At 59.9% G+C, this 21,578-nt stretch carries 26 protein-coding genes and 4 pseudogenes; 16 read left to right on the top strand and 14 right to left on the bottom strand.

Annotated elements, in window-relative coordinates:
* Positions 1 to 52 precede the first annotated feature (52 nt).
* The 4 genes from NKJ90_RS14915 to NKJ90_RS14900 all read left to right on the top strand — a co-directional run bounded on the left by NKJ90_RS14915 (position 53) and on the right by NKJ90_RS14900 (position 1,533).
* Positions 53 to 223, top strand: coding sequence for a hypothetical protein (locus tag NKJ90_RS14915; RefSeq protein ID WP_352486229.1), 171 nt, complete (start codon positions 53 to 55; stop codon positions 221 to 223).
* Entirely contained in the window at positions 220 to 693 is a 474-nt protein-coding gene (locus NKJ90_RS14910; protein WP_352486228.1) for a hypothetical protein, read from the top strand. The genes NKJ90_RS14915 and NKJ90_RS14910 overlap by 4 nt, the downstream gene beginning before the upstream one ends.
* A 74-nt stretch (positions 694 to 767) precedes the next feature.
* The gene (locus NKJ90_RS14905; RefSeq protein ID WP_352486227.1) at positions 768 to 1,016 is read left to right on the top strand and encodes a hypothetical protein; all 249 of its coding nucleotides are present in this window, start codon (positions 768 to 770) and stop codon (positions 1,014 to 1,016) included.
* Between the two features lie 214 nt (positions 1,017 to 1,230).
* Entirely contained in the window at positions 1,231 to 1,533 is a 303-nt protein-coding gene (locus NKJ90_RS14900) for a DUF1330 domain-containing protein (RefSeq protein WP_352486226.1), read from the top strand.
* A 65-nt stretch (positions 1,534 to 1,598) separates the two neighbouring features.
* Here NKJ90_RS14900 and NKJ90_RS14895 read toward each other — a convergent pair whose 3' ends face one another.
* On the bottom strand, positions 1,599 to 1,826 hold the full coding sequence (locus NKJ90_RS14895) for a helix-turn-helix domain-containing protein (protein ID WP_352486225.1): 228 nt from the start codon (positions 1,824 to 1,826) through the stop codon (positions 1,599 to 1,601).
* Positions 1,827 to 2,026: 200 nt separating this feature from the next.
* Between NKJ90_RS14895 and NKJ90_RS14890 the strand changes: the two are divergent.
* The 11 genes and pseudogenes from NKJ90_RS14890 to NKJ90_RS14840 all read left to right on the top strand — a co-directional run.
* Positions 2,027 to 2,233: pseudogene (locus NKJ90_RS14890) on the top strand (FAD-dependent monooxygenase); the annotation flags it as partial.
* Positions 2,234 to 2,313: 80 nt separating this feature from the next.
* The gene (locus NKJ90_RS14885) at positions 2,314 to 2,517 is read left to right on the top strand and encodes a hypothetical protein (protein WP_352486300.1); all 204 of its coding nucleotides are present in this window, start codon (positions 2,314 to 2,316) and stop codon (positions 2,515 to 2,517) included.
* Positions 2,518 to 2,577: 60 nt separating this feature from the next.
* A pseudogene (locus NKJ90_RS14880) lies at positions 2,578 to 2,844 on the top strand (FAD-dependent oxidoreductase); the annotation flags it as partial.
* Between the two features lie 383 nt (positions 2,845 to 3,227).
* Positions 3,228 to 4,178: a PfkB family carbohydrate kinase gene (locus NKJ90_RS14875; RefSeq protein WP_352486224.1), complete on the top strand. Its 951-nt coding sequence runs from the start codon at positions 3,228 to 3,230 to the stop codon at positions 4,176 to 4,178.
* A gap of 629 nt (positions 4,179 to 4,807) precedes the next feature.
* A complete protein-coding gene (locus NKJ90_RS14870; protein ID WP_352486223.1) occupies positions 4,808 to 5,941 on the top strand; it encodes a DUF3182 family protein in 1,134 nt (377 codons plus the stop codon).
* A 14-nt stretch (positions 5,942 to 5,955) separates the two neighbouring features.
* A complete protein-coding gene (locus tag NKJ90_RS14865) occupies positions 5,956 to 6,102 on the top strand; it encodes a hypothetical protein (protein WP_023759971.1) in 147 nt (48 codons plus the stop codon).
* An 82-nt stretch (positions 6,103 to 6,184) separates the two neighbouring features.
* On the top strand, positions 6,185 to 6,844 hold the full coding sequence (locus tag NKJ90_RS14860; RefSeq protein WP_352486222.1) for a redoxin domain-containing protein: 660 nt from the start codon (positions 6,185 to 6,187) through the stop codon (positions 6,842 to 6,844).
* A gap of 39 nt (positions 6,845 to 6,883) precedes the next feature.
* Positions 6,884 to 7,885, top strand: a complete 1,002-nt coding sequence (locus tag NKJ90_RS14855; protein ID WP_352486221.1) for a ribonuclease Z — start codon at positions 6,884 to 6,886, stop codon at positions 7,883 to 7,885.
* 65 nt (positions 7,886 to 7,950) lie between these two features.
* Positions 7,951 to 8,100: a hypothetical protein gene (locus NKJ90_RS14850; RefSeq protein ID WP_352486220.1), complete on the top strand. Its 150-nt coding sequence runs from the start codon at positions 7,951 to 7,953 to the stop codon at positions 8,098 to 8,100.
* Positions 8,101 to 8,538: 438 nt separating this feature from the next.
* Positions 8,539 to 9,777 (top strand): putative hexosyltransferase, encoded by a 1,239-nt coding sequence (locus NKJ90_RS14845; RefSeq protein ID WP_352486219.1) that lies wholly within the window; start codon positions 8,539 to 8,541, stop codon positions 9,775 to 9,777.
* Positions 9,764 to 10,387 carry a hypothetical protein gene (locus tag NKJ90_RS14840; protein WP_023759965.1) on the top strand — a complete coding sequence of 208 codons (624 nt, stop codon included), beginning with the start codon at positions 9,764 to 9,766 and terminating at the stop codon, positions 10,385 to 10,387. The genes NKJ90_RS14845 and NKJ90_RS14840 overlap by 14 nt, the downstream gene beginning before the upstream one ends.
* Before the next feature lie 97 nt (positions 10,388 to 10,484).
* Here the strand turns inward: NKJ90_RS14840 and NKJ90_RS14835 are convergent.
* Positions 10,485 to 11,124: pseudogene (locus tag NKJ90_RS14835) on the bottom strand (AraC family transcriptional regulator); the annotation flags it as partial.
* On the opposite strand from NKJ90_RS14835, the gene NKJ90_RS14830 reads away from it, so the two are divergent.
* Entirely contained in the window at positions 11,075 to 11,401 is a 327-nt protein-coding gene (locus tag NKJ90_RS14830; protein WP_198032234.1) for a hypothetical protein, read from the top strand. The pseudogene NKJ90_RS14835 and the gene NKJ90_RS14830 overlap by 50 nt on opposite strands.
* A gap of 36 nt (positions 11,402 to 11,437) precedes the next feature.
* Here NKJ90_RS14830 and NKJ90_RS14825 read toward each other — a convergent pair whose 3' ends face one another.
* From NKJ90_RS14825 to NKJ90_RS14770, 12 genes and pseudogenes are all read right to left on the bottom strand, one after another.
* On the bottom strand, positions 11,438 to 11,899 hold the full coding sequence (locus NKJ90_RS14825) for a GtrA family protein (RefSeq protein ID WP_352486218.1): 462 nt from the start codon (positions 11,897 to 11,899) through the stop codon (positions 11,438 to 11,440).
* The gene (locus NKJ90_RS14820; RefSeq protein ID WP_023759962.1) at positions 11,865 to 12,557 is read right to left on the bottom strand and encodes a class I SAM-dependent methyltransferase; all 693 of its coding nucleotides are present in this window, start codon (positions 12,555 to 12,557) and stop codon (positions 11,865 to 11,867) included. Before NKJ90_RS14820 ends, NKJ90_RS14825 begins: the two co-directional genes overlap by 35 nt.
* Positions 12,532 to 13,599 (bottom strand): glycosyltransferase family 2 protein, encoded by a 1,068-nt coding sequence (locus tag NKJ90_RS14815; RefSeq protein WP_198032233.1) that lies wholly within the window; start codon positions 13,597 to 13,599, stop codon positions 12,532 to 12,534. Before NKJ90_RS14815 ends, NKJ90_RS14820 begins: the two co-directional genes overlap by 26 nt.
* Positions 13,600 to 13,776: 177 nt before the next feature.
* Positions 13,777 to 14,001 (bottom strand): DUF768 domain-containing protein, encoded by a 225-nt coding sequence (locus tag NKJ90_RS14810; protein ID WP_352486217.1) that lies wholly within the window; start codon positions 13,999 to 14,001, stop codon positions 13,777 to 13,779.
* 261 nt (positions 14,002 to 14,262) lie between these two features.
* Positions 14,263 to 15,669, bottom strand: coding sequence for a DUF6600 domain-containing protein (locus tag NKJ90_RS14805; protein ID WP_023759959.1), 1,407 nt, complete (start codon positions 15,667 to 15,669; stop codon positions 14,263 to 14,265).
* A 711-nt stretch (positions 15,670 to 16,380) separates the two neighbouring features.
* A pseudogene (locus NKJ90_RS14800) lies at positions 16,381 to 16,583 on the bottom strand (IS91 family transposase); the annotation flags it as partial.
* Between the two features lie 37 nt (positions 16,584 to 16,620).
* Complete coding sequence (locus NKJ90_RS14795) at positions 16,621 to 17,325, bottom strand: GntR family transcriptional regulator (RefSeq protein ID WP_023759958.1); 705 nt, start codon at positions 17,323 to 17,325, stop codon at positions 16,621 to 16,623.
* A gap of 102 nt (positions 17,326 to 17,427) precedes the next feature.
* A complete protein-coding gene (locus NKJ90_RS14790; protein WP_023759957.1) occupies positions 17,428 to 18,168 on the bottom strand; it encodes an aspartate/glutamate racemase family protein in 741 nt (246 codons plus the stop codon).
* A gap of 8 nt (positions 18,169 to 18,176) precedes the next feature.
* Positions 18,177 to 18,899: an ABC transporter ATP-binding protein gene (locus NKJ90_RS14785; protein ID WP_023759956.1), complete on the bottom strand. Its 723-nt coding sequence runs from the start codon at positions 18,897 to 18,899 to the stop codon at positions 18,177 to 18,179.
* A 2-nt stretch (positions 18,900 to 18,901) separates the two neighbouring features.
* Positions 18,902 to 19,681, bottom strand: coding sequence for an ABC transporter ATP-binding protein (locus tag NKJ90_RS14780; protein ID WP_352486216.1), 780 nt, complete (start codon positions 19,679 to 19,681; stop codon positions 18,902 to 18,904).
* 4 nt (positions 19,682 to 19,685) lie between these two features.
* The gene (locus tag NKJ90_RS14775; RefSeq protein WP_023759954.1) at positions 19,686 to 20,660 is read right to left on the bottom strand and encodes a branched-chain amino acid ABC transporter permease; all 975 of its coding nucleotides are present in this window, start codon (positions 20,658 to 20,660) and stop codon (positions 19,686 to 19,688) included.
* 5 nt (positions 20,661 to 20,665) lie between these two features.
* Entirely contained in the window at positions 20,666 to 21,532 is an 867-nt protein-coding gene (locus NKJ90_RS14770; RefSeq protein ID WP_023759953.1) for a branched-chain amino acid ABC transporter permease, read from the bottom strand.
* Positions 21,533 to 21,578 lie beyond the last annotated feature (46 nt).

The following is a 21,578-nucleotide window of genomic DNA, read 5'->3' as shown; positions in this document are numbered from 1 at the left end:
CGGTCCTGGTCGAGACGCCGCCGGTCAGCGACGACTGGCTGCACGAGAAAGTATGACGGCTTTCGCACCCAGATCATTCTCGACTGGGCTGGCGCGCGCCTTCACCCGCACCGGGATCGATTGGTCCAAGCGCCACTGGCCGATTGTCGCCGCTGCCGAGAAGCTAAAGGCGAAATCCTTCATCCTCGACGGCGAGAGCGCAAGGCGATCCTGTGGGATTTGATCAAGCCGGCACAAGGCATCATTCAGTACAGCCAACATGTTGAGGGTGGCGGTGCCGAGTTCTTCGAGGCAGCCGAGAAAATGGGGCTCGAAGGTATGGTATCGAAGCTACGGGAAAGGTCCTACCGCAGCGGCGCCAAGAACGAGGCCTGGCTGAAAATCAAATGCTGGGACATCTCCGAGTTTGATCTGATTGGCGTGAAGCGACAGGCCGGCAAGTGGACCGAGGGGCTGTTCGCACGGGACGGGAAGTATGTCGGCAAGGCTGTGATCGCCACGACCAACGCAATCAAGGACCGGCTATGGAAACGTGTGCAGCAGGCCCGCAGCAGCCCAGCCGGAGGCCTGCCGAGTGCGGTAGTCACTCAGGACGTCGAATGGGTCAAGCCCATCGAGGCGAGCGTCAGGACGCTACGCGGTGGGCGCAAGCTGCGCCATGCGTCGGTGCAGAATTTCAGGGAGGAGTCCTGAAGACGGTCTTGGCGGTTCGCTGGAGATAGGAATATAGTCCTCCCGTTGCGGCGCCCATTCAACGGAGATCGCCAATGGCCAGGACCAAATTATCCAAGCACCTTTCAGATGCTGAGATTGACCATTTTTTGACCGAGGCAGAACGGCTGCATAAGAGCATCGTCCAGCCGCGTCTGTCGCCAAGCAGCGAGCATTACCGCTCGCTGCAAAACACGCATGAGGCGCTGTTGAAGACGGTCAAGGATATCACCGGCAAGGATGCGTCATTCATTAGGTGGCACGGTACAGGACCGGTGCAGCCAACACCGGGCAAACCGGCTTGACGGAACTTTAGCGATCTCTAACTATTTGTGGTGTGGCAGACGATGCTCACCCCATCGCTGCTGATGATCGGGACGACCTTCACCGGCTCCTGATCGGCCCGCGCCTCCCGCAAGTGGCGCGGGCTTTGCGTGCACAGGGAGACGGCGAGAAAGTGCGGGTCGAGGAGATCACGCCGAAGCCGAGGAGGTAGATCAAAGAGACGGAGGAATACATATGGCCGCCTATCTGATCGCGGATGTAGACATAAAAGACGCTGCCTTGTTCGAGGAATATCGGCGGGACGTTCCGGCCACCGAAGAGCGCTACGGTGGGCGCTACCTGGGTCGTGGTGGCGCAACCAAGGTTCTGGAAGGTGATTGGGATCCACACCGACTGGTTATTGTCGAATTCCCCGACATGGCGTCATTGATGGGCTGGTACAATTCTCCTGAATATGCCCGGCTGATCGAGATCCGCAAACGTTCCGCAAGTACCAGAATCATTGCGTTAGAAGGGATTGCAACGCCTGCGGCGTGACCATGAGGGCGGCCGAGCGGACCCGACGACCCTTGGGCAACCTCAGCGTCATTTCTTCCACAGCCTCACCCCGGCGCCGCCGCCATTCTCGGCGATGAGAACTCGATGCCGGCAGATTCGAGGGCGCGGCACACGGCCTCGACGTTATTGACCATTCCGACTGCAGGACCGTCGCTGCCTTCCATTCGTTTGATGGTCGGCACCGAGACTTTCGATCGCTCGGCTAGTTCTGATTGGGTGAACCCAGCCAAGATTCGAGCTGCTGCGATCTGTCGGCCTGTCGGCTTATCCATTCGGCAAGCCGATTGCGACTTGGAGGAAACGGCCGACGATGAGGAGCCTGTCGTGCCGGCCATGTCGCTCAGTGCGTGAAAACCGGGGGCACGAGCTGACAGTAGGTGGCTCAATTGGCGCGCAACCTCTGTTCCTGGGATGCGTTCCATCTGCGACAAAGTGCCGAACGGTGCGGACAGGCTAGGAGAAGGCGGCGGTCGTGCCCGGAAAAGAAGCTTCGATCCTGATCGTCGGCGCGGACCCAACGGGGCTGACAGCGGCGCTGGAGCTTGCGCGAAGAGGCGCCCATCCCCGCGTCATAGACAAGAAGGACGGACCTACGCCGCTCAGCAAGGCGGTCGGCATCAGTTCACATAGCCTGGATGTTCTCGAAGCGTCGGGGGTGAGCAGCAAGCTGCTCGCAGAGGGGCTCAAGGTGCGTCACGCGCATTTCCATGCAGGAACCCGTGAGCTCGTCACAATCGAGGCGGCGATGGAGCATCACCGATGCGGAGATCGCGTCCGCCCTACGAGGTGGACGCGGCACAGGCTTTCCTGCATCGAGACGGGGACGTCGGCTTCATCATACCGATCGGCGGCAACCGCTTTCGCGCGGTCTCAAACACACCCGACGCGCTGGCGCATGTGCCGGGCAGGTATAGCGTGTCGCAGCTGCTGCTGACCGATCATTTCCACATTCCGGCAAAATAGGCGTCCCGCTATCAAACCGCCCGCGTCTTCCTTGGCGGCGATGCCGCGCATGCGCACTCGCCGCTTGGCGCGCGCGGCATGAATCTCGGTATTGAGGATGCAGCTTGCTTCGCCCGGCGTTTCAACGATGGCACGCTTGCGGGCTACACGGACGAGCGTCGACCGGTGGGAGGTCGCTGGGTTGATTTGAGCGAACGTATTCTGTCCACGGCGCAGTCGACCAACAGCTTCGTCCAGACATGCAGGAACTTCGTCATGTTGACGATTGGTTCCTTCCCCATTCTGCAAAAGCCCCTGCTCGAGCGCGTAGCCGGATTGAAGGAATAGATTTCAAACGAGCAACTGCTCGATCCTGATCGGCAGGTCGCGGACGCGCTTGCGTCCACTTGAATGCTGAAGATGGTGGTTTATTTGCTCGTCGCCTCTGCCGTATTCCCCAGCACTTTCCGCTGAACCCGCTAACGAACTCGTCCAGAATCCGGCCATAAGACGGTCGCCTGGGATGTGAATCGATCTCCGGAGCTTTGTCCCGGAACCATTCTTGCCCAGACCAGTTTGGCAACGACTATCGTGTTCAACGCGTCCGAAACTGCGGCGTTCGGTCGACGATCGCCCCGGACGCTCGCGGACCGCGAAGCAAGGCGTATGGGACCAAGCAAGCTGGGTTGCAGATCACACCAGCGAATAATCCGAAAAGCGGAGTTTGAAGTTTGGCACAGCCGGCGGTTCTATCTCTGGGTAGCATTAATGCCGACCTGAGGTTCGAGGTCGACAAGCCGTTCAGCAGTGACGCGACCGTCAGAGCATCCGGATTTTCTCGAAAGAGCGGCGGAAAGGCTGCCAATGTGGCTTATTTTACGCAGCGGCTCGGATTTCCAACAAAGCTTCTCGGCCAAGTCGGAGACGACGATCTCGCGACGGTGGCCATTGGTCCGTTCATGCAAGAGAATCTCGATTTGGAGGCTGTCTTTGTCGCTCCAAATTCGATGACAGGCATAGCGGTCGTCGTCGTTCCAGCAGATGGCAACAAGTCAATCCTTTCAGTCGCAAACGCCAATATGAACTGGCAAACTCCCGCTGTCGAAAAAGTAGTGCAGGCAATCGACAACGCCCCAGCATCTTCCGTCCTGATCGCCGATTTCGAGGTTCCTCGCATTGTGCTTGAGGCCGCATTCAAAGCTGCGGAAAGGCGCGGCTTCAGGATCATCGTCGACCCAACATTTGCCGATCAAATCGAGAAGACCGATCTAAAACGCTTTTATGCGGTGTCGCCCAACCAAAAGGAAGCAGCGGATGTTTTAGGAATTGAAGTGGCCAATGAAAGTCAGGCCAGTCAGGCGGCAACCGAATTCAACGCGCTAGGGGTTGAAATTGCATGCGTTAAGCTCCCCGACGGTGGCTGCATCCTCTGTGAGAGGAATGAGACGACCGCAATACGAGCGCCCGCTGTCGATGTCGTGGACAAGACGGGGGCCGGCGATGCCTTTATTGCCGCGTTCGCTGCCGCGACTTCGGAGGACAAATCGGCATATGAAGCCGCCTGCTGGGGCGTTGCGGCTTCAACCTTCTCGGTTGGTCGGAAGGGCACGCAGGCGTCTTATCCCACACGGTCGGAGTTCGATCAGATGCTCGCTGCTGTATTGAAGAAGAATGGCCGGTGACATGGCGGACTGTTCGGCTTGGCGCTCTGCCAGGAGATGGTGACCGACGCTGAGCTCTGTGAACGCTCCAGCCAAAAGGCGCACGTCGATTTTTCGAAGCCACTACAACTCTGATACGGCCTTGGCATTTCTCTCCAAACTTCCATGGAGGCGACCTGACCAGGAACATAAAGATTTCCACTGGCGCAAACGACGGGCCGCGAGATGCCTCGATAGGTTTGCCCGATGACAGTTCGTAGAGCCGCGGCTTCGCGAGAGCTGTCGACCGCCGCAACTTTGTTCCAGAGCTCATGGGCCTGAGCTTGTTCCGCGGTTCCCGTTTGATTCGATAGTTCTTTTGGTATGGCCTGTGACGTCTGTAGAAAATAGATCGCTTTCTGGCTGAGCCCCGCAAACGCCATTGGGCACGCCCGAATGTGCCGACCCCTGCCCGGCGGCGAGCACGCAATAACCGATCTCTCGATCAGTTTTCGAATCCCGTCGACGCGGATAATGGCGCGGGTTTCGACACGCTCCCCTTCCAGGGAAGCTCGCTAACTGAAACCGGAACAGAACGTTTTCGCCGCCCCGCCGTTTTCGCAGTTGGAGACGTGCGGCCGCACGGACGTAAACAGGATTGTGGATTGAGGATGACAAGCAATACATGCCCGGACGGGCCAAAAGGAATTGTGATCGCATGCTCCGCGCCAGGCAGCGAAGCTCTCTTCGCCCATGAACGGCACGCGATCAATGCGGTCGCCCGCCAGATCGCTCTACTCAAAGGGTTTGCATTCGAGGGCGATCTTAGCGCGTTCAAGTTGGACGGAGAATACTTGTACTACGTCCCGGACGACAGCCTGCTTCTCGCCGATGCGAGTCGAATGGGGATCGCAGGACCAAAAGACTTTTTTGGCGGCGTGCTTCCGTCGCGGCTGGCAATGACCAAAGTCATCACGCATAACGTGATCGGCGCGTCCGCATTTCGGCCTGATGACTGGCCAGCGGAATTCCCTGAACGGGTCAGCGGTGCGGTTTTGCCGGGTTACAGCACATTCTCCCGAACGGACACTTTGCAAGCGGCGGATCGGCTCCTGCGGCAAGGACCAGTTCGTCTTAAGCCTCCGCTTGCATCGCGCGGACGCGAACAACAGATCGCTTCTTCCGTGTCGGAAGTCGAAGCTTTCCTGGAACGCTATCAAGCCTCAAATCTAGAAAAAAACGGATTCGTTCTAGAGACGAATCTAGCTGACATCGCCACGCTAAGCGTCGGAATCGCGGATGTAGGCGAGATCGCCATTGCGTACGTCGGCACGCAGAGAATAACGGCGGATAATGCGGGACAACCCGTTTATGGCGGGTCCGATATCATCGCCGTACGCGGGGGATGGGAGGCACTCGCAGGCCTCAGTCTTTCATCTGCTTCAGCGCTGGCGGTCGCGCAGGCGAGAACATATGACGCTGCGATGATCGAGTGTCCCGGATTTTTCGCATCGCGGCGCAACTATGACATCGGCCAAGGGACCGACTGGTCTGGGAAGTGGAAGTCGGGAGTGCTCGAAGCCTGCTGGCGGATCGGCGGCAGCAGCACCGCCGAACTTGCGGCCATGAATGTCATGCAGCAATACCCTGATGTCCAGTTCGTATGCGCTTCGGCGGTCAAAGCTTTTGGCATGAATTGTCAGCCGCCGGCCAACGCTACCGTGCATTTTCAAGGAGAGGATCCCGACGAGGGTGCCATCACGCGCTACACGGCGGTTACGCGGATATCACGGAAGACCGCTTAGCGACGATCACGGGAGTGATTGACGAACTCGAAAGACAGGCCGCCGAAAACCCGTCGAAGCTCAAGGTTCGAAAAAAGGGCGGCAAGACGATCATCGATGGCGAAGTCGAGTTGGATGGGCTCGTGATGGTGGTCGTCGGTGCTACGGCGGGCGGCCCTTAGAGCCGGCCGTCTCATTCGGCTTGCCTGGAATCAAGGAACATGGGGAGGAGTCGTTTGTTCGGGAGTTACAGGAACCGGATTGATGGAGCGACTGAAAATGAGACAAGATATCGTGGCTGGCGCGAAGTTCCCCGATTACGTTCCACCCGACCACACCAAGACGCCACGGCGGCTGTCGGACCTGCAGGGCGACCAGCTGATGATCGTGATGCTGACGCGTGGATTGTTCTGCCCGAAAGACCGGCAGCAAGTGCTCGAACTGGTGCGGTTTCACCCGCAATTGGTCGTCGGCTACACCCAGCTCGTCACGATCACCACGGACGATTGGCATACGACCAACAATTACCGCCAGCAGACCTCGGCGCCTTGGCCCTTTCTGTATGACGAGGAACGCCTCGTGCAGAAGGACCTGGACATCAAGGAATACACCGACACCACGCACGACGTGATGGTCCCGCACACCATCGTGCTGGGGCGAGACCTCGAAGTCTTCAAGGTCTACAACGGTTATTACTACTGGGGCCGCCCCTCCACCGTCGAATTGCACATAGAGCTGCGCGAACTGGCGCGAAGAACCTATCGCGACTGGGACATCACCGAACCCGAGCTGCGGGAGAAATGGAACAAAGGCGATAAATCCGACTTCTACCCCTATGGCGGGAATTCCATCTCTATGGCGACACTCATGCTCCAGATGGCCGGAGCGGTCGACCAATATGCCGGCCGGGCAAAGAGAAGCTGAACGGATGAAGCCTGCATCGCTCGCGGCGGTCTTCTCGCAGTGACGCTTTTCGTCCAGCCACGCTTGGTAAACGAACCCTTTTCCGATCCGGGCGTGCTACTGGATTTTCGCTTCGGCAACAGGGCCTTGCTGTTCGATCTCGGAGATCTTTCGACCCTTTCGCCGCGTGAAATCCTGCGGATCTCGCATGTCTTCGTGACGCATATGCATATGGATCACTTCAGCGGTTTCGATCGCCTGCTCAGGCTGTCGCTTTACCGGGACAGACGCGTCCATATCGTCGGACCGCCCGGTCTGACTGACGCCGTCGAGGCCAAGTTGCGGGCTTACACCTGGAACCTGCTGGACGAGCAGTCCCATGATTTGGAGATCGCCGCCTCCGACTGGGCGGAGGGAGGCTTCATTACCGAGGTCGTCTTCAGGGCGCGCAACGCTTTTGTTCGCGAAGACCAGCAGCCGTCGGAAGCGCGGCTTCCGCTCGACGACCCGGAATTCAAGGTCGTTGCGGTCACGCTTGATCATGGCATTCCTTGCCTGGCCTTCTCATTCCAGGAGAAAATCAGGGTCAACGTTCACAAGGCGCGTCTCGACGAGCTCCGCCTTCCAGTTGGTCCCTGGCTGGCCGAAGCCAAACGGGCCGTTCGCAGCGGTGCCGGGCCTGCAACCGAGTTCATGCCCACCAAGGATAGGAAGATAGTTCTGGGAGAACTGCTGCAAAGCCAAGCGCTCGTTTGCGCGCCGGGCCAGCGCATTGCCTATGCCACTGACCTGGCCTTCCATTCCTTGAACATAACCCGGCTTTGCAGCTTGGCGTGCGGCGCCGATCAACTCTTTATCGAAGGTGGATTCTTGCAGGACGATCGGGCACTCGCCGCTTCAAAGAAGCACCTGACAGCAGTGCAGGCGGGCGAGATCGCCCGCCTGGCAGCAGTGGACTTCGCTCACCAGATGCATTTCTCGCCGCGCTATCTCGGACGGGAGGACGAACTGCGGGCCGAATTCGAGCTTGCGTTCCACGGCCGCTCGGTTGCGCGTGGATAGTAAATGCTGAGGAACATTCACGCGGCGAGAGGGTTCTGGAAATATCAGGATCCCAGGAGGAAATCATGGCTACGAATCTCAAAGACGGCAAGACCGCAAAATCTTCCCAAGGGGCGCACGGAGGCAACCGTGCAGGCAATCAGGACAAACGCGACGAACAGCCGAAGAAAAGCAGTCAGGCGGCCGGCAAAGACCCGCGCCGCGGCAAGGATTGAACCACGCTGTTCCCGTTTTTCTGGAAGCAGCGTTGCGGCGAGTTGGCGCAGCTCGCGTCCCCGCAGGAGGTGTAGCTTGCGGCAGCGGAGCCGCTGGCGAGAGCGGTCTCGATAGCGCTGTAGCGAGCGACGCGCTCGAGCTGGAGGTTGGGGCCGCCACCGACGCCCGCCTATGCGAGAAGAACCCGTTGTCGCGAGCGCGACTGGGAGACGCGGGCCGGACCGTCGATGAAGAAGGCCGCCCGCTGCGAGGAAACGGTGCCGTTGGAGCGCGAATATCGCTCCCTTCTTCGGCTGGTGTGATCGATCGACCTGGCCGCAACGAACTCCTGCTGCAGAAGGAACCGAAGCGGCGCGGCATCGTTGATCCTCAAGATCAAGTCGCAGACGGGGCTTCAAGTCGGTTGATGATCTTGATGCTTCCGATGGACCGATTTTATGGCTGGCAGCGCCATCGAGCCGGCGAACTCGGGCTCGCCATCGCAGACTCTGGCGCCATCCCCTGTGGAGACACAACTGGCGCTTGGAGACATGGCTCGCGCAAACGCTGGCCGTCGCCTTTGTGTCATCGCCGTTGCGGTTCCGCTCCTGTTCATGATCAGCGGGCTTGTCATTCGGTATGCTGCATTCCATTCAGTCTCGGCAGTACCAGGCTTCGAAGCTTATGCGCGTGCGCTCTGCAGGTGGGACTGCGCGTGGTATGTGGACATTTCCGAACATGGCTACGAGCGTTTTCCCATTCCAGGCCAAAGCAACGTCGGACGCTGGGGCTTCTTTCCATTGTATCCCATGCTCGTGACGACTCTTCGGTTTGCTTTCCCTTTTCCCACGATTCTGATCGCGACGATCACCTCGATGGCATGCAGCTACGCCGCCTGCCTTGTGGCATGGCCACTGCTGGAGAAGAACATGCGCGCTTATACACTGTATTGCGCTTTCCTGCTTAGCGGCCCGTTCTCCTTCCACTTCACCACGTTCCTTACCGAACCTCTTTTCGTGTTCCTGACTTCGTGCGTCTTTTTGGCACTCAAGCGCTCCAACTACCTGGCCGCTGGCGTTTCATGCGCTTTGCTGTCGGCAACGAGGGTGGTCGGGGTCCTTGCTGTGTTTGCAAGCGTCATCCAAATGTTCGAGCAGCACCGCCAGCAGGGCGGGTCGGCGGTGTCTTTCCCGCGATGGGTGCTTGGTCGTCCGGATATGCTCGTAGCTATCTTCATCTCGCCCGCCGGCTTGTTTGCTTACATGCTCTTTTTGTACGTCACTGTCGGGGACGGGTTTGCGTTCTTGCACGTCCAGCGCGCGTTTGGGCGGATTGCTGGCGATCCGCTCCTTTTTCTATGGGACGGTCTCTCTGCTGTTCCGACAAAAGGATGGCTGCCCACGGCGCCGCAATGGAGCGCGCTCGCAGCGATTATAGGGCTGACCCTATCGGTCGTTCTGGCGGCTCGCAGGCGATATGGCGCTGCGCTCTTCTGTGCGAGCAGCATCATCCTGCCGTTGATCACCAACCTGGCTTCCATGATCAGATACGTCATTGGGCTTGCGCCGCTGATGATGTTGATTGCCGAGCTGCTGTCGGTATCGAAGCTGACCTATCTCGTGACTTTGGCTCTTTTCCTGAGCGCATGTTATTTCATGACTGTGGCATGGATTGGAGGCTATCTTGCCCTGGTCTGACGGCCTGTCATCCTATGGCCGTGCTGCCTCGACTGGCGGCTACGCGCTGGCGGTGGTTTTGGCCGTGTCCGAGATCATCATCCTCGCACTCGCTCTCAATCCAGATGTCAACGCTGATTATCGGGCCTATTACATTGATCGCACGACGACGTGCCTCAATCGCGATGCGGTTGGCAGCTACACTCCTGGGCAGACGGTATCTTTCCGGTCCGACGGTGCCAAACAAGCAGCCGGCATGATGGTCTGCGGTTGGTCGGGGCCGGTAGCCGACGGAACCCATTCGCTCGGCGAGACCTCTCGGCTGAGGCTGGAAATACCTTCGCTTCGCGACGGGTTTACAGCCACGCTACAAATGTCTGCCGTCATTCGTCCACCACAAACCATACAAAGGGTAATGATCTCGGTGAACGGAGTTCGGGTACACGAGGTAACACTGTCGAGCCAAGACCCGACGACGATCTCGTTCGCGATCCCGCACGCAGCATTTGCCAGCGCAAAGGTACTCGAAGTGACTTTCGACTATCGCGACGGGATTCCGCCAAGCCCCGCCGCCAGCAAGATCTACAAACGCGCCATTAAATTGGTGTCGTTCCGGCTGGACGCCGGCTAGAGCACTTCACTTTTCCGCTGAAACGGCGAAGTGCCCTAGCTCTTTGTATTGACGCAATTCCGGACGGAAAGCCGCTTCACAACTTTCTGGAGTTGCCCTAGTTCAGCGGCAGCAACAGTTCCGTGCTCGCCTCATGTGCCTGCACCTCCGGGATGGAGGAGAGCCGGCGTTGGCAATAGATCGGGAAGTCGCGTGCCTCCCCGCAGTTGGCCAATAGTCAAGCGATAGAGGTAGAGCGCGGCGGGCTCGAGATCGTTTTTTAGCGCAGCACCGCGCAGCATCCGGCGGGATCACGCCAGCTTTCATTAGCGCGTCATTCGCCTCGATCGACTGATCGGTCTGGGACGGCGGCTCCCTTTCGGAACGGAAGACCATGAAAGTAGAGCTTGTCAGCGGCGACGAGCCATTCGCTTTGGGCCAGGCCCTGAACCGCCGGAAGGTGTCTTCGGGCGTCACCCGGTCCCCGCGATACTCGATCACCACCACCGGCGTAGGCGCCACATCACGGATCGTCGTGGTCAAAGATTATCTGCATGGGCTCGTTGCTTGCGTTGTCGAGGGGCCCCGAAGGCCATAAGCCACGACCCACAGCTGGGAGATATTCGGAGCGACGAAGGCGATTGCCCGAACCGTCGCCGAGAGGCGCGGGCGAACACATCGGGCGCATCGTAACCTGCATCCATGGCTATGTCCGTGACGCTTTGGGCGTCCATGTCGGCGAGCCGGTACGAAGCGCGCCAAGGCCAGCTCATCGTCCAGATGCTGGTCAATGTGAGCACCCGCAGGTTTCAAGTGCCGCCTTCATTGCCTCTCTTCCTGCGTGGTGACACCAGCCAGGCCCTCCCGGGCATGGCGCTCGACCGATCCTGCGATTTGGATGGTTCAACATGTGCTGCCAGCAACGGCTTAAAGGCAAAGCGATCGACGGTTGAACGGAGCCCGGCATCATCCAATCGTAAGGGCCGTGCTTCAGCAAGCGGCTTGGAGCAGTTCATCATTTCCGTGAAACGGTGAACTGTTTTGGAACGAATCTTTCTGGCCGATCACGCGTCAACCATCGCCGGACTGATCGGGAATGTGTTCTGCAAAGACCCATCGGTGGAGCACGACGAAATTGATCGCGGGCACAAGCAAGCAGGTAATCATGATGGGAAAGATGAGCGGCAGGCCCAGCTTCGCCGTCAAGAGCGCCGGCGCGCCATAGGCGATGGCCAAGCCGATCGCCGCCAGCAAGAGAAAACGCGGAGCCTCTGATCTATGCAATCCGCGCGACATGAAGGTTACTGACCTGTGCGCGAGATAGGAAAACAAGGCTGCGGCTGCGTATGCTGCAAGGGACGCTTGAACGGGGCTGAAGCCGAACCGTTCCGATTTGACAAAGACATCCGCCAAGGCGGCATACAGGATTGTGGCGGCGACGCCGACCAGGCCGAAGCGCGCCAGAAGCTTCAGGACGGTGCCAGCGGTAGGCGGATATTCAGACACGGGCACTACACGCATACTGGGCGCCAAGCGGCAGCGGCGCGAGGGCACGCTCAACCTTTCTGGCGAATCTGCCGGCCGACGGGAGCAGCAGGAAATGCTCGCATCGAACCTCCCTGAAGCCTGCTTGTCGAAAGAGGGCCGCTGCTTTGACCGCGTTGAGCAGGACCGCGTCTTGGTCAAACGGACATCGGAGCACCGCCAGGCGCGTCAGCGGATTATAGGGATTGTGCTCGATGATGCAGGCGACGCCGCCTTGCCGCACGACGCGTCGCATCTCGCGAAAAAAATCGAGCCAGGATGCGGGCGAAACATGATGAACAACACAACTGGCAAAAGCCAGGTCGAACACGCAGTCGTCATAAGGCAGGGCCGTCGTGGTGCATGTCCTATAGACGACGCCCGGATTGTCCTCGCTGGCGCGCTGGATCGACTCCTGCGAGACGTCGCAGCCATCCAGGCGCTCGAAAGCGCCGTCTAGATAAGGATGGAGCGAACCGACACCGCAGCCCACATCAAGCGCCCGCAGCATGGCTCCCCGTCGACGAAGTCCTCGCTCGGCGACTAGGCGTCGCAGCAGGTCGGCCTTTGCGACCAAAAAGAATGCGTGCTTGAGTCCGGAAAAGCGGATCGACGCATCGATCGTCTCTCCATAACTGGATCTATAGCTGTCGAAGAGTTCGGACACTGGGAGCGGCTCCGTTCTTAGGCTTGCGAAACGATCTCCGGCTCCCACCAGCGATGGCACGCACCGGCTCGTCGAAGCCGGTAAGCCGATCGATCACGTAAAGAGGGCGGCGTTTCACTTCGGCGTGGATGCTACCGACATAGAGGCCGACCACGCCTGTCATGAAAAGATTGATGCCGCACAGGAACGATACGATCACAATGGTAGACGTCCAGCCGGCAATGACGCCGGTTTCAAAAATCCAGGCGAAGACGGCATAAGCGCCAAAGGCCAGCGCAAGTGCAGAAATGGCCGATCCGCCCCAAAGCGCAAAGTGAAGCGGCTTTTCCGAGAAGCTGACAATGGCGTGGACAGCAAGGTGCATCATCTTCCAGAAAGGGTATTTGGTCTGGCCGATGGTCCTCGGGGGGCGTTCGAATGGCACTCCCGCTTGCTTGAATCCCATCCAGCCGAACATGCCCCTCACGAAGCGATCGTGTTCAGGCATGTGTTTGAAGACGTCCAGCGCATGGCGGCCGACCAGACGGAAGTCCCCGACGTTGCGTGGGATGTTGACCGACGTCATCTTCTCGAGGAAACGGTAGAAAAGATCGGCGCTAAGCCGCTTGAACCAGGATTCGCCCTCGCGCTTGACACGGCGGGCGTAGACGATCTCGAAACCTTCCTTCCACTTCGCCACGAGATCAAGAACGACCTCCGGTGGATCTTGCAGGTCGGCATCCATGACGATGACTGCATCACCCGCGGCAGCATCCATGCCAGCCGTGATCGCAATCTGGTGTCCGAAATTACGGGAAAGCTCGATAAGCCGGAAGCGAGGTTCGGCGGTGACCACCCGCCGAAGGTATTTGACGCTGCCGTCATAGCTACCGTCATCGACAAAAATCGCCTCAGTCTCTCCGTCCAGCCGACTGATCAGTGACCTGATCCGTTCGATCAGTCGCGGCAGCACTTGTTCTTCATTATATATCGGCAGGACCAGCGAGTAGCGCGGCGACGCGTTCACTCCCGTCCCGACGCGTTGGATCACAGAGGCTCGCATGCGGATGAAAATGAAACGCCCGCACCAAAGTTCCATAAGGCATAGCTAATTTAGAAAATTTTAGATATGGCGAGTCGGGGGAAAGACAGGCGCGCTGCTGCCACCTGCTCAAAACTCAATAGTCCATATCTGCAGCCTCGTCGCGACCGCGAGCCGCCGGAGGCAACCACAAAATCTTTAACCCGCGAGACCGCCGTCGCGATGTTCAACGGCATGAATGATCACTTCATAGACGCTCCCGATCTCTTCATCGATCTCCTGAATTGGGATGCCTTCGACGGCGGCCGCCCGCAGGGCCTGGTCTGCCATATCGGTCACAAGCCGGCCCGGGTCGTCGGTTGGCCCTTCCGGCATGTGTTCGGAAATCCATTTGTATAGAAAGTCGGCACCGCGGGTGCTCATGGCCGTTTCTGGATAAGGACCTCTGCCGATACAAACCTAGGATGGGTAACAGACAATGTCAGGCTTTTCGAAATAGCCTCGGGCGCGAGGTGACGTCTCACCCTCTTCGGCTTGCATGCTTACCCTGTGTTCGTTGACGGGCGTTCCGCGCTTCCAGCCGATATAGAGGAGAGCAGGCGGCAGCGAAGGAAAGTGGCGAGGATCGCGGCTTTTCGCGCATTCAGCGGCACCGCGATGGAATAATCGCGGTGCCGCGCACAGCTAGCAGTTCGCGTCAGTCTGCGGATCGCACGCCTTGTTTTTTTGCTTCTGTGGCTTGGGTTTGGCCGCCTGCTCGGGCTCGGCCTGCTGCTGCTCGGCGGCCGGCTGCTTCTTGCCCTTCGGCTTCTCAGGCTTGGCCGCCTGCTCGGGCTCGGCCTGCTGCTGCTCGGCGGCGGGCTGCTTCTTGGCCTTCGGCTTCTGAGGCTTGGCCGCTTGCTCTGGCTCGGCCTGCTGCGGCTCGGCGGCGGGCTGCTTCTTGGCCTTCCGCTTCTCAGGCTTGGCCGCTTGCTCTGGCTCGGCCTGCTGCGGCTCGGCGGCCGGCTGCTTCTTGGCCTTCGGCTTCTCAGGCTTGGCCGCCTGTTCCGGCTGGGCCTGCTGCTGCTCGGCGGCGGGCTGCTTCTTGGCCTTCGGCTTCTCAGGCTTGGCCGCCTTGCCGGGCTCGGCCTGCTGCTCGGCCGCGGGCTGCTCCTGGGTTGTCGGCTTCTCAGGCTTGGCCGCCTGTTCCGGCTGGGCCTGTTCGGTCTTTGCTGCGCCTTCGGTCGGCTTCGATTTCCGGCTAGCCTGAACCTGCTTCACCTCCTCGATGTCTTTGAGCTTGGCTGGTTTGGCCTTGGGGTCGGCTTTCACCTCACCTTCAAAGACCGCGACCGTATCGTTTTCCAATTTGCCGGACTGCTCGGGTGCTTCGGTCTTGCTGACCTTGACGGCAGTCACCTTCTGGTTCGTCTCCTTTTCGATCACATCAACATCAACGACTTTGTTGATCACCACGTTGTTCTGGATCGTCACGTCGCCGGCCGGCTCGGCCGCCTCGACAATGCGCACAAACTCCGGCTCATCACGGATAACGACGACAGAAATGTCCGCAGCAAGGAATTCGCGGGTAGGGACCACAACCCAGTAAAAATCCGGCGTCGCGTCGAAGGTCACCTCGATTGAAATCAGATCCGGATCGCGGCGCGGCGGCAGCGGAGCCCAAATGATGTGCTCCCTTTCACGACGCCAACTCACCCATGCTGGCGCCCAACGAGTCCCCGGAACCCAGTACCAACCGATATCGTCGGCATAGCCCCACCGGCCGTAATGGTACGTCGCCCAACCGAATGGCTCGTCGGATACCCAGAGCCAGCCATACTGCTCGGTATAGACCCAGTGTCCAAGGGTATACGGACGCCAATCGTCACGTACATGAACCGGCACGAAAACGGTCGCACCGTGGTACGAAACCCAATCACCATAGGGAGACAAGTCTTGGTAGAATGTGCTGATCGAAACGGTGGCAGCCCTTGCCTCGGACACAAGCAACAATGGCGTAATCGGGTTTGGAATCTCGACGACCGTGAGTAGACAGGCGGCTACGCCGCTCAGCATCAGTCGAACCGCATTTTGGGCAAGGACGCGTTTCATCCCGTTTCCTCCGAAACAGATCGCCCTTCGTCTTAGAAACTCGCCGGCTGTCGGATTGTTCCACCTTGCTAGCGTCGCCCGCATTGGCTCACGCAGCGGCTTTGGCATCGCACAATGATAAGGATCAAACGTCAGAGTTGCTTCATGAGGGCACCAGGTGACCAACCGCCCTCACAATTCCGCGCCCGGAGATTGGAGATGTTCCTGCTCGCAACCACGAAACTGTTTCCGCAAAGTCAGATGAGGAGACAGCCATTTTCGGACCGCTCGATGCCGCGAAGAAACCCTGCAAGCAAGCCTATGTAGACAAAGCTTCCTGCTCCCACCAATCTGAGTAGCGTGGCAATGGCCTTGAACAAATCCCGGCGTGCACACACACACTGGGATGAGATACTATTTCAAACGAACCGCTGCGCCGGCTCGGCGGGCACAAGAGCAGCACCGTCTTGGCCGAAGCGGTCGTTGCATCGCGCCGGGCCTGACAGGCCCAGTTCTCAGTCGCTCAAAGCATAAAAGTCAGGCCATCGGCCGCCGATTTCAAGCAGTTGCGAAATATCGAGCGCCCCTCCGGAGCCGCATGAAGAAGCGGCGCGGGAACACTGCGCTACCTTCTCATGGGAACTTCCGGCTCAATCGGCCCCACTTGGGCCGGTCCACGGAACTCGATCCCATAGCCGCCCCCGAGTTCCGCCACTTTGGTTATGGAGGCTAGGCGAGCACCGCCTCCGGGCCGGCGGAGGGCGCCTTGGCGTAGACCACCCAGCACTTCTTCCGGACCGGCGACAGGTGGCGCAGGAATGCCCCCGTTCCGCGAGATGAGCAATTGCGCCGAAGAAGGCGAGCCGGCTAGCGTCGTGCAGCGCGACCAACCGGGAGAGGAACAGGCGGCGGAACAGCTTGCCGAGCACGCGCACCGAATGCGAAGCTTGGCGAAGAGTTTGACAGCGCAGATCAGCGCAAGATGTCCGACAGGCTCTCGGGCTTCTTCTCGCCAAGCGACAGATCAAGGCCCGACAGAAGTTCGACGAGATGGCTTCGCATCAGGTCGGACGCGTTTTGTGCGTCGTGCTTTTCGATGGCATCGACGAGGGCGTGATGGGCGTGGCTTTCGCAGGTGGTGTCGCGGCGGCGCCAGTAGAGCGCGATGATCAGCGACGACCGCGACAGCAGGTCTTTGACGAAGCCGGTCAGGATAGAATGGCCGGCGATTTCGGCGATGCCGATATGGAATTTTGCCGACAGCATAATGGCGTCGCTGTCGCGGCCGGCATGCAGGGCCTCGTGCTCTTTTTCGAGATGAAGCCGCAGTTGCGCGACCTCGGCCGGCTTTGCCACTTCGGCGGCAAGCGCCGCGACCTTGGGCTCGATCAGCGCCCGCGCTTCGAACACCTCGCGCGCTTCCTGCTTGGTCGGCTGGGCGACGAACGCGCCGCGGTTCGGCTCGAGCCGAGCCAAGCGGTCATGCGACAGTGCCTGCAGCGCCGCGCGTATTACCGCGCGGCTCACCGAATAGATCGAGGCGAGTTCGTCCTCGGGTAGTTTTGTGCCCGGTGCGATGCGGTGGCTGACGATGGCGTCGCGCAGGCCGGCATAGACCGGAAACCAGCGCATCGTCGGCTTGTCGCCATCCCGTGGCTTTGGCCCAAGCAGGTCCATCGTCTCATTGTCCCGGCGGCCGGATCGCATAGCGGCGCGAACACCGCGTTTCCGGCCGCACATCAAACATCCTGTGTGGGAATGTCAACAATTTTGCACGCATCAGGATGCACGGCCGGTGGGCGAAAAGGGCGCAAAGATTCCGGCGAAGGATTTTTCGAGTGGAACCTGGTAGCCGCCGCGCTTTGAGGTCGACAGGCCAAGGCCGACGAGGCTCTCGCAGAGTTTTACTGCGCAGGCGACGCCGTCGATCACGGGAAGGCTATGTTCGCGGCTGAGCGCGGCAGCGAGGTCGGCCATGCCGGCGCATCCCAGCACAATCGCTTCGGCCCGGTCGTCGCGGATGGCGCGCTCGATCTCCTCCGAAATTCGATGGCGGGCGTTGGAGCCGGGCACTTCGAGCTCCAGAACGGGAACGTCGCTGGCTCGTACCCTGGCGCAGCGGCTGGCGAGGCCGTAGCGCACCAGATTGTGCTCGATCGCCGGCACCGAACGCGACAGCGTCGTCACCACGCTGAACTTGCCGGCAATCAGGCTGGCCATGTGAAACGCCGCTTCGCCGATGCCGATCACCGGCATCTCGCCAACGCAGCGTACTGCGTCGAGGCCGGTGTCGTCGAAGCAAGCGATGACGCAGGCGCTCGACGCCGGATGTCTCTGGATCTCGCCAATCATTCCCGGGATGGCGAAGACCTCGTCGAAATAGCCTTCGATGCTCGGCGGCCCATCCTTCGGATTGGTCGCGATGATCCTGGTGCCGGCCGAAGCCGCGCCGCGTGCCGCCTCGCCGATCTTCTCGGTCATGGACGCAGTGGTGTTGGGATTGACGACGAGTATGTCCATTTGCGCCTTCATATTTCGCCGCCGAGATAGAGTTTCTTGACCCGATCGTCGGCAAGCAGCTCAGCCGAATCTCCGGCCAGCGCGATCGTTCCGGTCGTCAGTGCGTAGGCGCGCTGCGAGATGCGCAGCGCCATGCGCGAATTCTGCTCGACCAGCAGCACGCTGACCTTTTCGTCGCGGTTGATCGCGACGATCGAGCGGGCGATGTCCTGCACGAGCTTCGGCGCGACGCCGAGCGAAGGTTCGTCGAGCAAGAGCAGCTTCGGCTTGGCCATCAGCGCCCGCCCGATCACCAGCATCTGCTGTTCGCCGCCGCTCATCGTGCCCGCCGTCTGCGAATAGCGTTCCTTCAGGCGCGGAAAACGCCCGAGCACCATCTCCAGCGTCGTGGCGATGTCGGCCTTGTTGGTGCGGGTGAATGCGCCCATCATCAGATTGTCGCGCACGGTCATGTAGGAAAAGACGCGCCGGCCCTCCGGCACCATAGCGATGCCCATCCTGACCAGCTCGTCCGGCCGCGTTTTGTCGATGCGGCGGCCCTGGAAATGGATCTCGCCGCTACGGACTTTTTTCAGGCCGGTGATTGCGCGCAGGATTGACGATTTGCCCGCACCGTTCGCGCCGATCAGCGCTACCGTCTCGCCCTCGTTGACGCTCAGCGACACGCCCTTCAGCGCATAGACGTGGTCGTAGTAGAGTTCGACATTGGAGACGCTCAGCAGTTCGCTCATGGCTAAAATCCGATCGTCTCGTCTTCGGCGCCGAGATAGGCTTCGATGACCTTTTCGTTCTCTTGGATTTCTTTAGGCGTTCCCTCGGCGATTTTGACGCCGAAGTTCAGGACGACGATACGGTCGGAAATGTTCATCACGGCGGGCATGTCGTGCTCGACGAGTAGCACGGTCACGCCGCGTTTGCGTACGCCGCGCACCATTTTCACCGCACGCACGGTTTCGTCGTGGTTCATGCCGGCAAAGGGTTCGTCGAGCAGGAGCACGGTCGGGTTGGTGGCGAGGCCGATGGCAATCCCCAGCGCGCGCAGATGCCCGTGCGGCAGCGTGCTCGCGATCTCATGCCGTTGCGCGCCGAGATCGAGGAAATCGATGATCTCGTCGGCGGATCGTCCGAATTCGGCCTCATCGCGCCGCGCTGTAATCGTGCCAAGATAGAAGCCGGCAAGGGTGGCATTGGAACGCAGGTGATGTGCGATGATGACGTTGTCGCGCACGGTCATGCCCTTGAAGATCGTCGTCTCCTGGAATGTGCGGACGACGCCCTTCCGGGCGACGATATGCGGCGCCAGGCCGGAAATCCGCTGTCCGCGAAACAGCACCTCGCCCGAGCTCGGACTGAGGAAAGAGGAAATCAGCTTGAACAGCGTCGATTTGCCGGCGCCGTTGGGACCGATCACGGAGAGGATTTCGCGTTCGCGGACCGCGAAGGAAACGTTGTTGACCGCGATCAGTCCGCCGAAGCGTTTGGTCATTGCCTTGATCTGGAGAAGTTCGGTCATGGTCCTAGCCCTGCTTCTTGCCGAACAGCCGCAGGCTGAGCAGGCCGTTGGGAAGGAACAGCATCAGCGCGATCAGCACCGACGAGAAGATCAGCAACTGGAACTCGCCGGTCTCGAACAGGAAATCCCAGCCGAAATAGAGCACGAAGGTGCCGATCATCGGCCCGAAGACGTAGCTGAGCCCGCCGAGGAAGCAGTTCAGCATGAAGTTCACCGAGTCGGTGACGGTGAAGCTGGACGGATAAATCGACTGCGAAATGGCAACAAACATTGCGCCGCCGAGACCGCCGAGGAACGAGGAGATGGCGTAGGCGATGACGCGCAGATAGGCGATGTTGACGCCGATCGAGGAGGCCAGTTCCTCGTTCTGCTGCAGCGACTGGCAGAGCTTGCCGATGCGCGAATGGACAAGGCGGTAAAGCCCGGCAAAGCACAGCACCATCAGCACCACCGAAACGAGATAGAACGCCGGGCGTGGATTGGCGAGCGTTGCGAAATCGGGAAGGATGGTCAGGCCGAAGATCGAAATGCCGCCGGGGAGCGGAATGCTCACCATGCCCTTGGCGCCGTTGGTGATCGGCAGCGCCAGCGCCAGCAGCCGCGCCACTTCGGTCAACACCAGCGTGACCATCGCGAAATAAACGCCGCGGAGCCTCAGGATGGGCAGTCCGATCAGCACGCTTGCAGCGGCGCAGAACAGCCCGGCCAGCGGCAGTGTCAGCCAGAACGACAAACCGTGCTGGACGACAAGGATGGCCGAAACATAGCCGCCCATAAGCGCGAAGGCACCCTGGCCGATATTGATACGTCCGATGTAGAAGGTCACCCACACGCCGGCGCTGGCGATGCTCAGCAAAGCGACCGAGGTCAGCGTGTAGTAGAGGTCGAGCCGACCGGTCGCCTCGATCAGCCAGGGCACGCCGATGAGTACGACCAGCAGGAAGACAGCGACGGCGAAGATGTTGCGTGTACGCTTCATGTCGATCATCCCCACGGTTTGCCCATGAGCCCGTTGGGGCGGATGCTGAGAAAGACCATCAGCGCGGCGAAGATGACGAGATAGGTGACGTCGCCATAGTGGCGTAGCACCGTCAGGCCGACCGATTCCATCATGCCGAGGATGAAGCCGCCGGCGATCGCTCCGCTGACGACGCCGGCTCCACCGATCATCACCATCAAGAACGCCTTGATCGAGATCGGCCCGCCGATGCCCGAATTGACGCCGGTGATGGCGACCAGCAGTCCGCCGACTATGCCGGCAAGCATGGCGCCAAGCGCAAAGCCGATCATCGAATAGCGGTCGACGTCGACGCCCATAAGCTGCGCCGCGATCCGGTCCTGCGCCAGCGCCCGCATGGCGCGTCCCGGCTTGCTATACTGCATGAAAAGCACGAAGGAGGCGATGAACAGTATGGCGAGTGCGCCGACCAGCAGCCGGTCGTAAGGCATTATGAGGCCGTCGGAGACGAAGACGCCGCTGACGATCTTCGGCACGCCGCGCTGCTTTTCACCGAACAGCAGGAGGATCACGGCGTCGAGGAAGAATGCGACCGCCGCCGCGAGAAGCATCGTACTTTCCTCCCGCACGCTTCGCCTAATCACCGTTCTGAAAAGGAATTTCTCGACCAGCGCTCCAATGACCAGCAGCGTGATCCCGGACGCGACGAGGGCGACGACGAAAGGCATGCCGAGCTGGCCATAGACGGTGTAGGTGACGAAGCCACCGAGAACGTACATCTGCCCATGGGCAAAGTTCAGCACGTTCATCAGAGCGAAGATCAGGGTCAGACCGAGCGCGATCAAGGCGTATTGCGCGCCAAGATAAAGCCCGTTGGCGATGACTTGTTCCATCAGGATGGTTCCCGGCCATTCAGAGGCTCAAGGCGAATGCACGAGC

This window comes from Mesorhizobium sp. M0051, from assembly GCF_040323235.1.
Lineage (GTDB): Bacteria > Pseudomonadota > Alphaproteobacteria > Rhizobiales > Rhizobiaceae > Mesorhizobium.
Note: the sequence above shows the minus strand (reverse complement) of the source record. Positions and strands in the feature narration are given on the sequence as shown.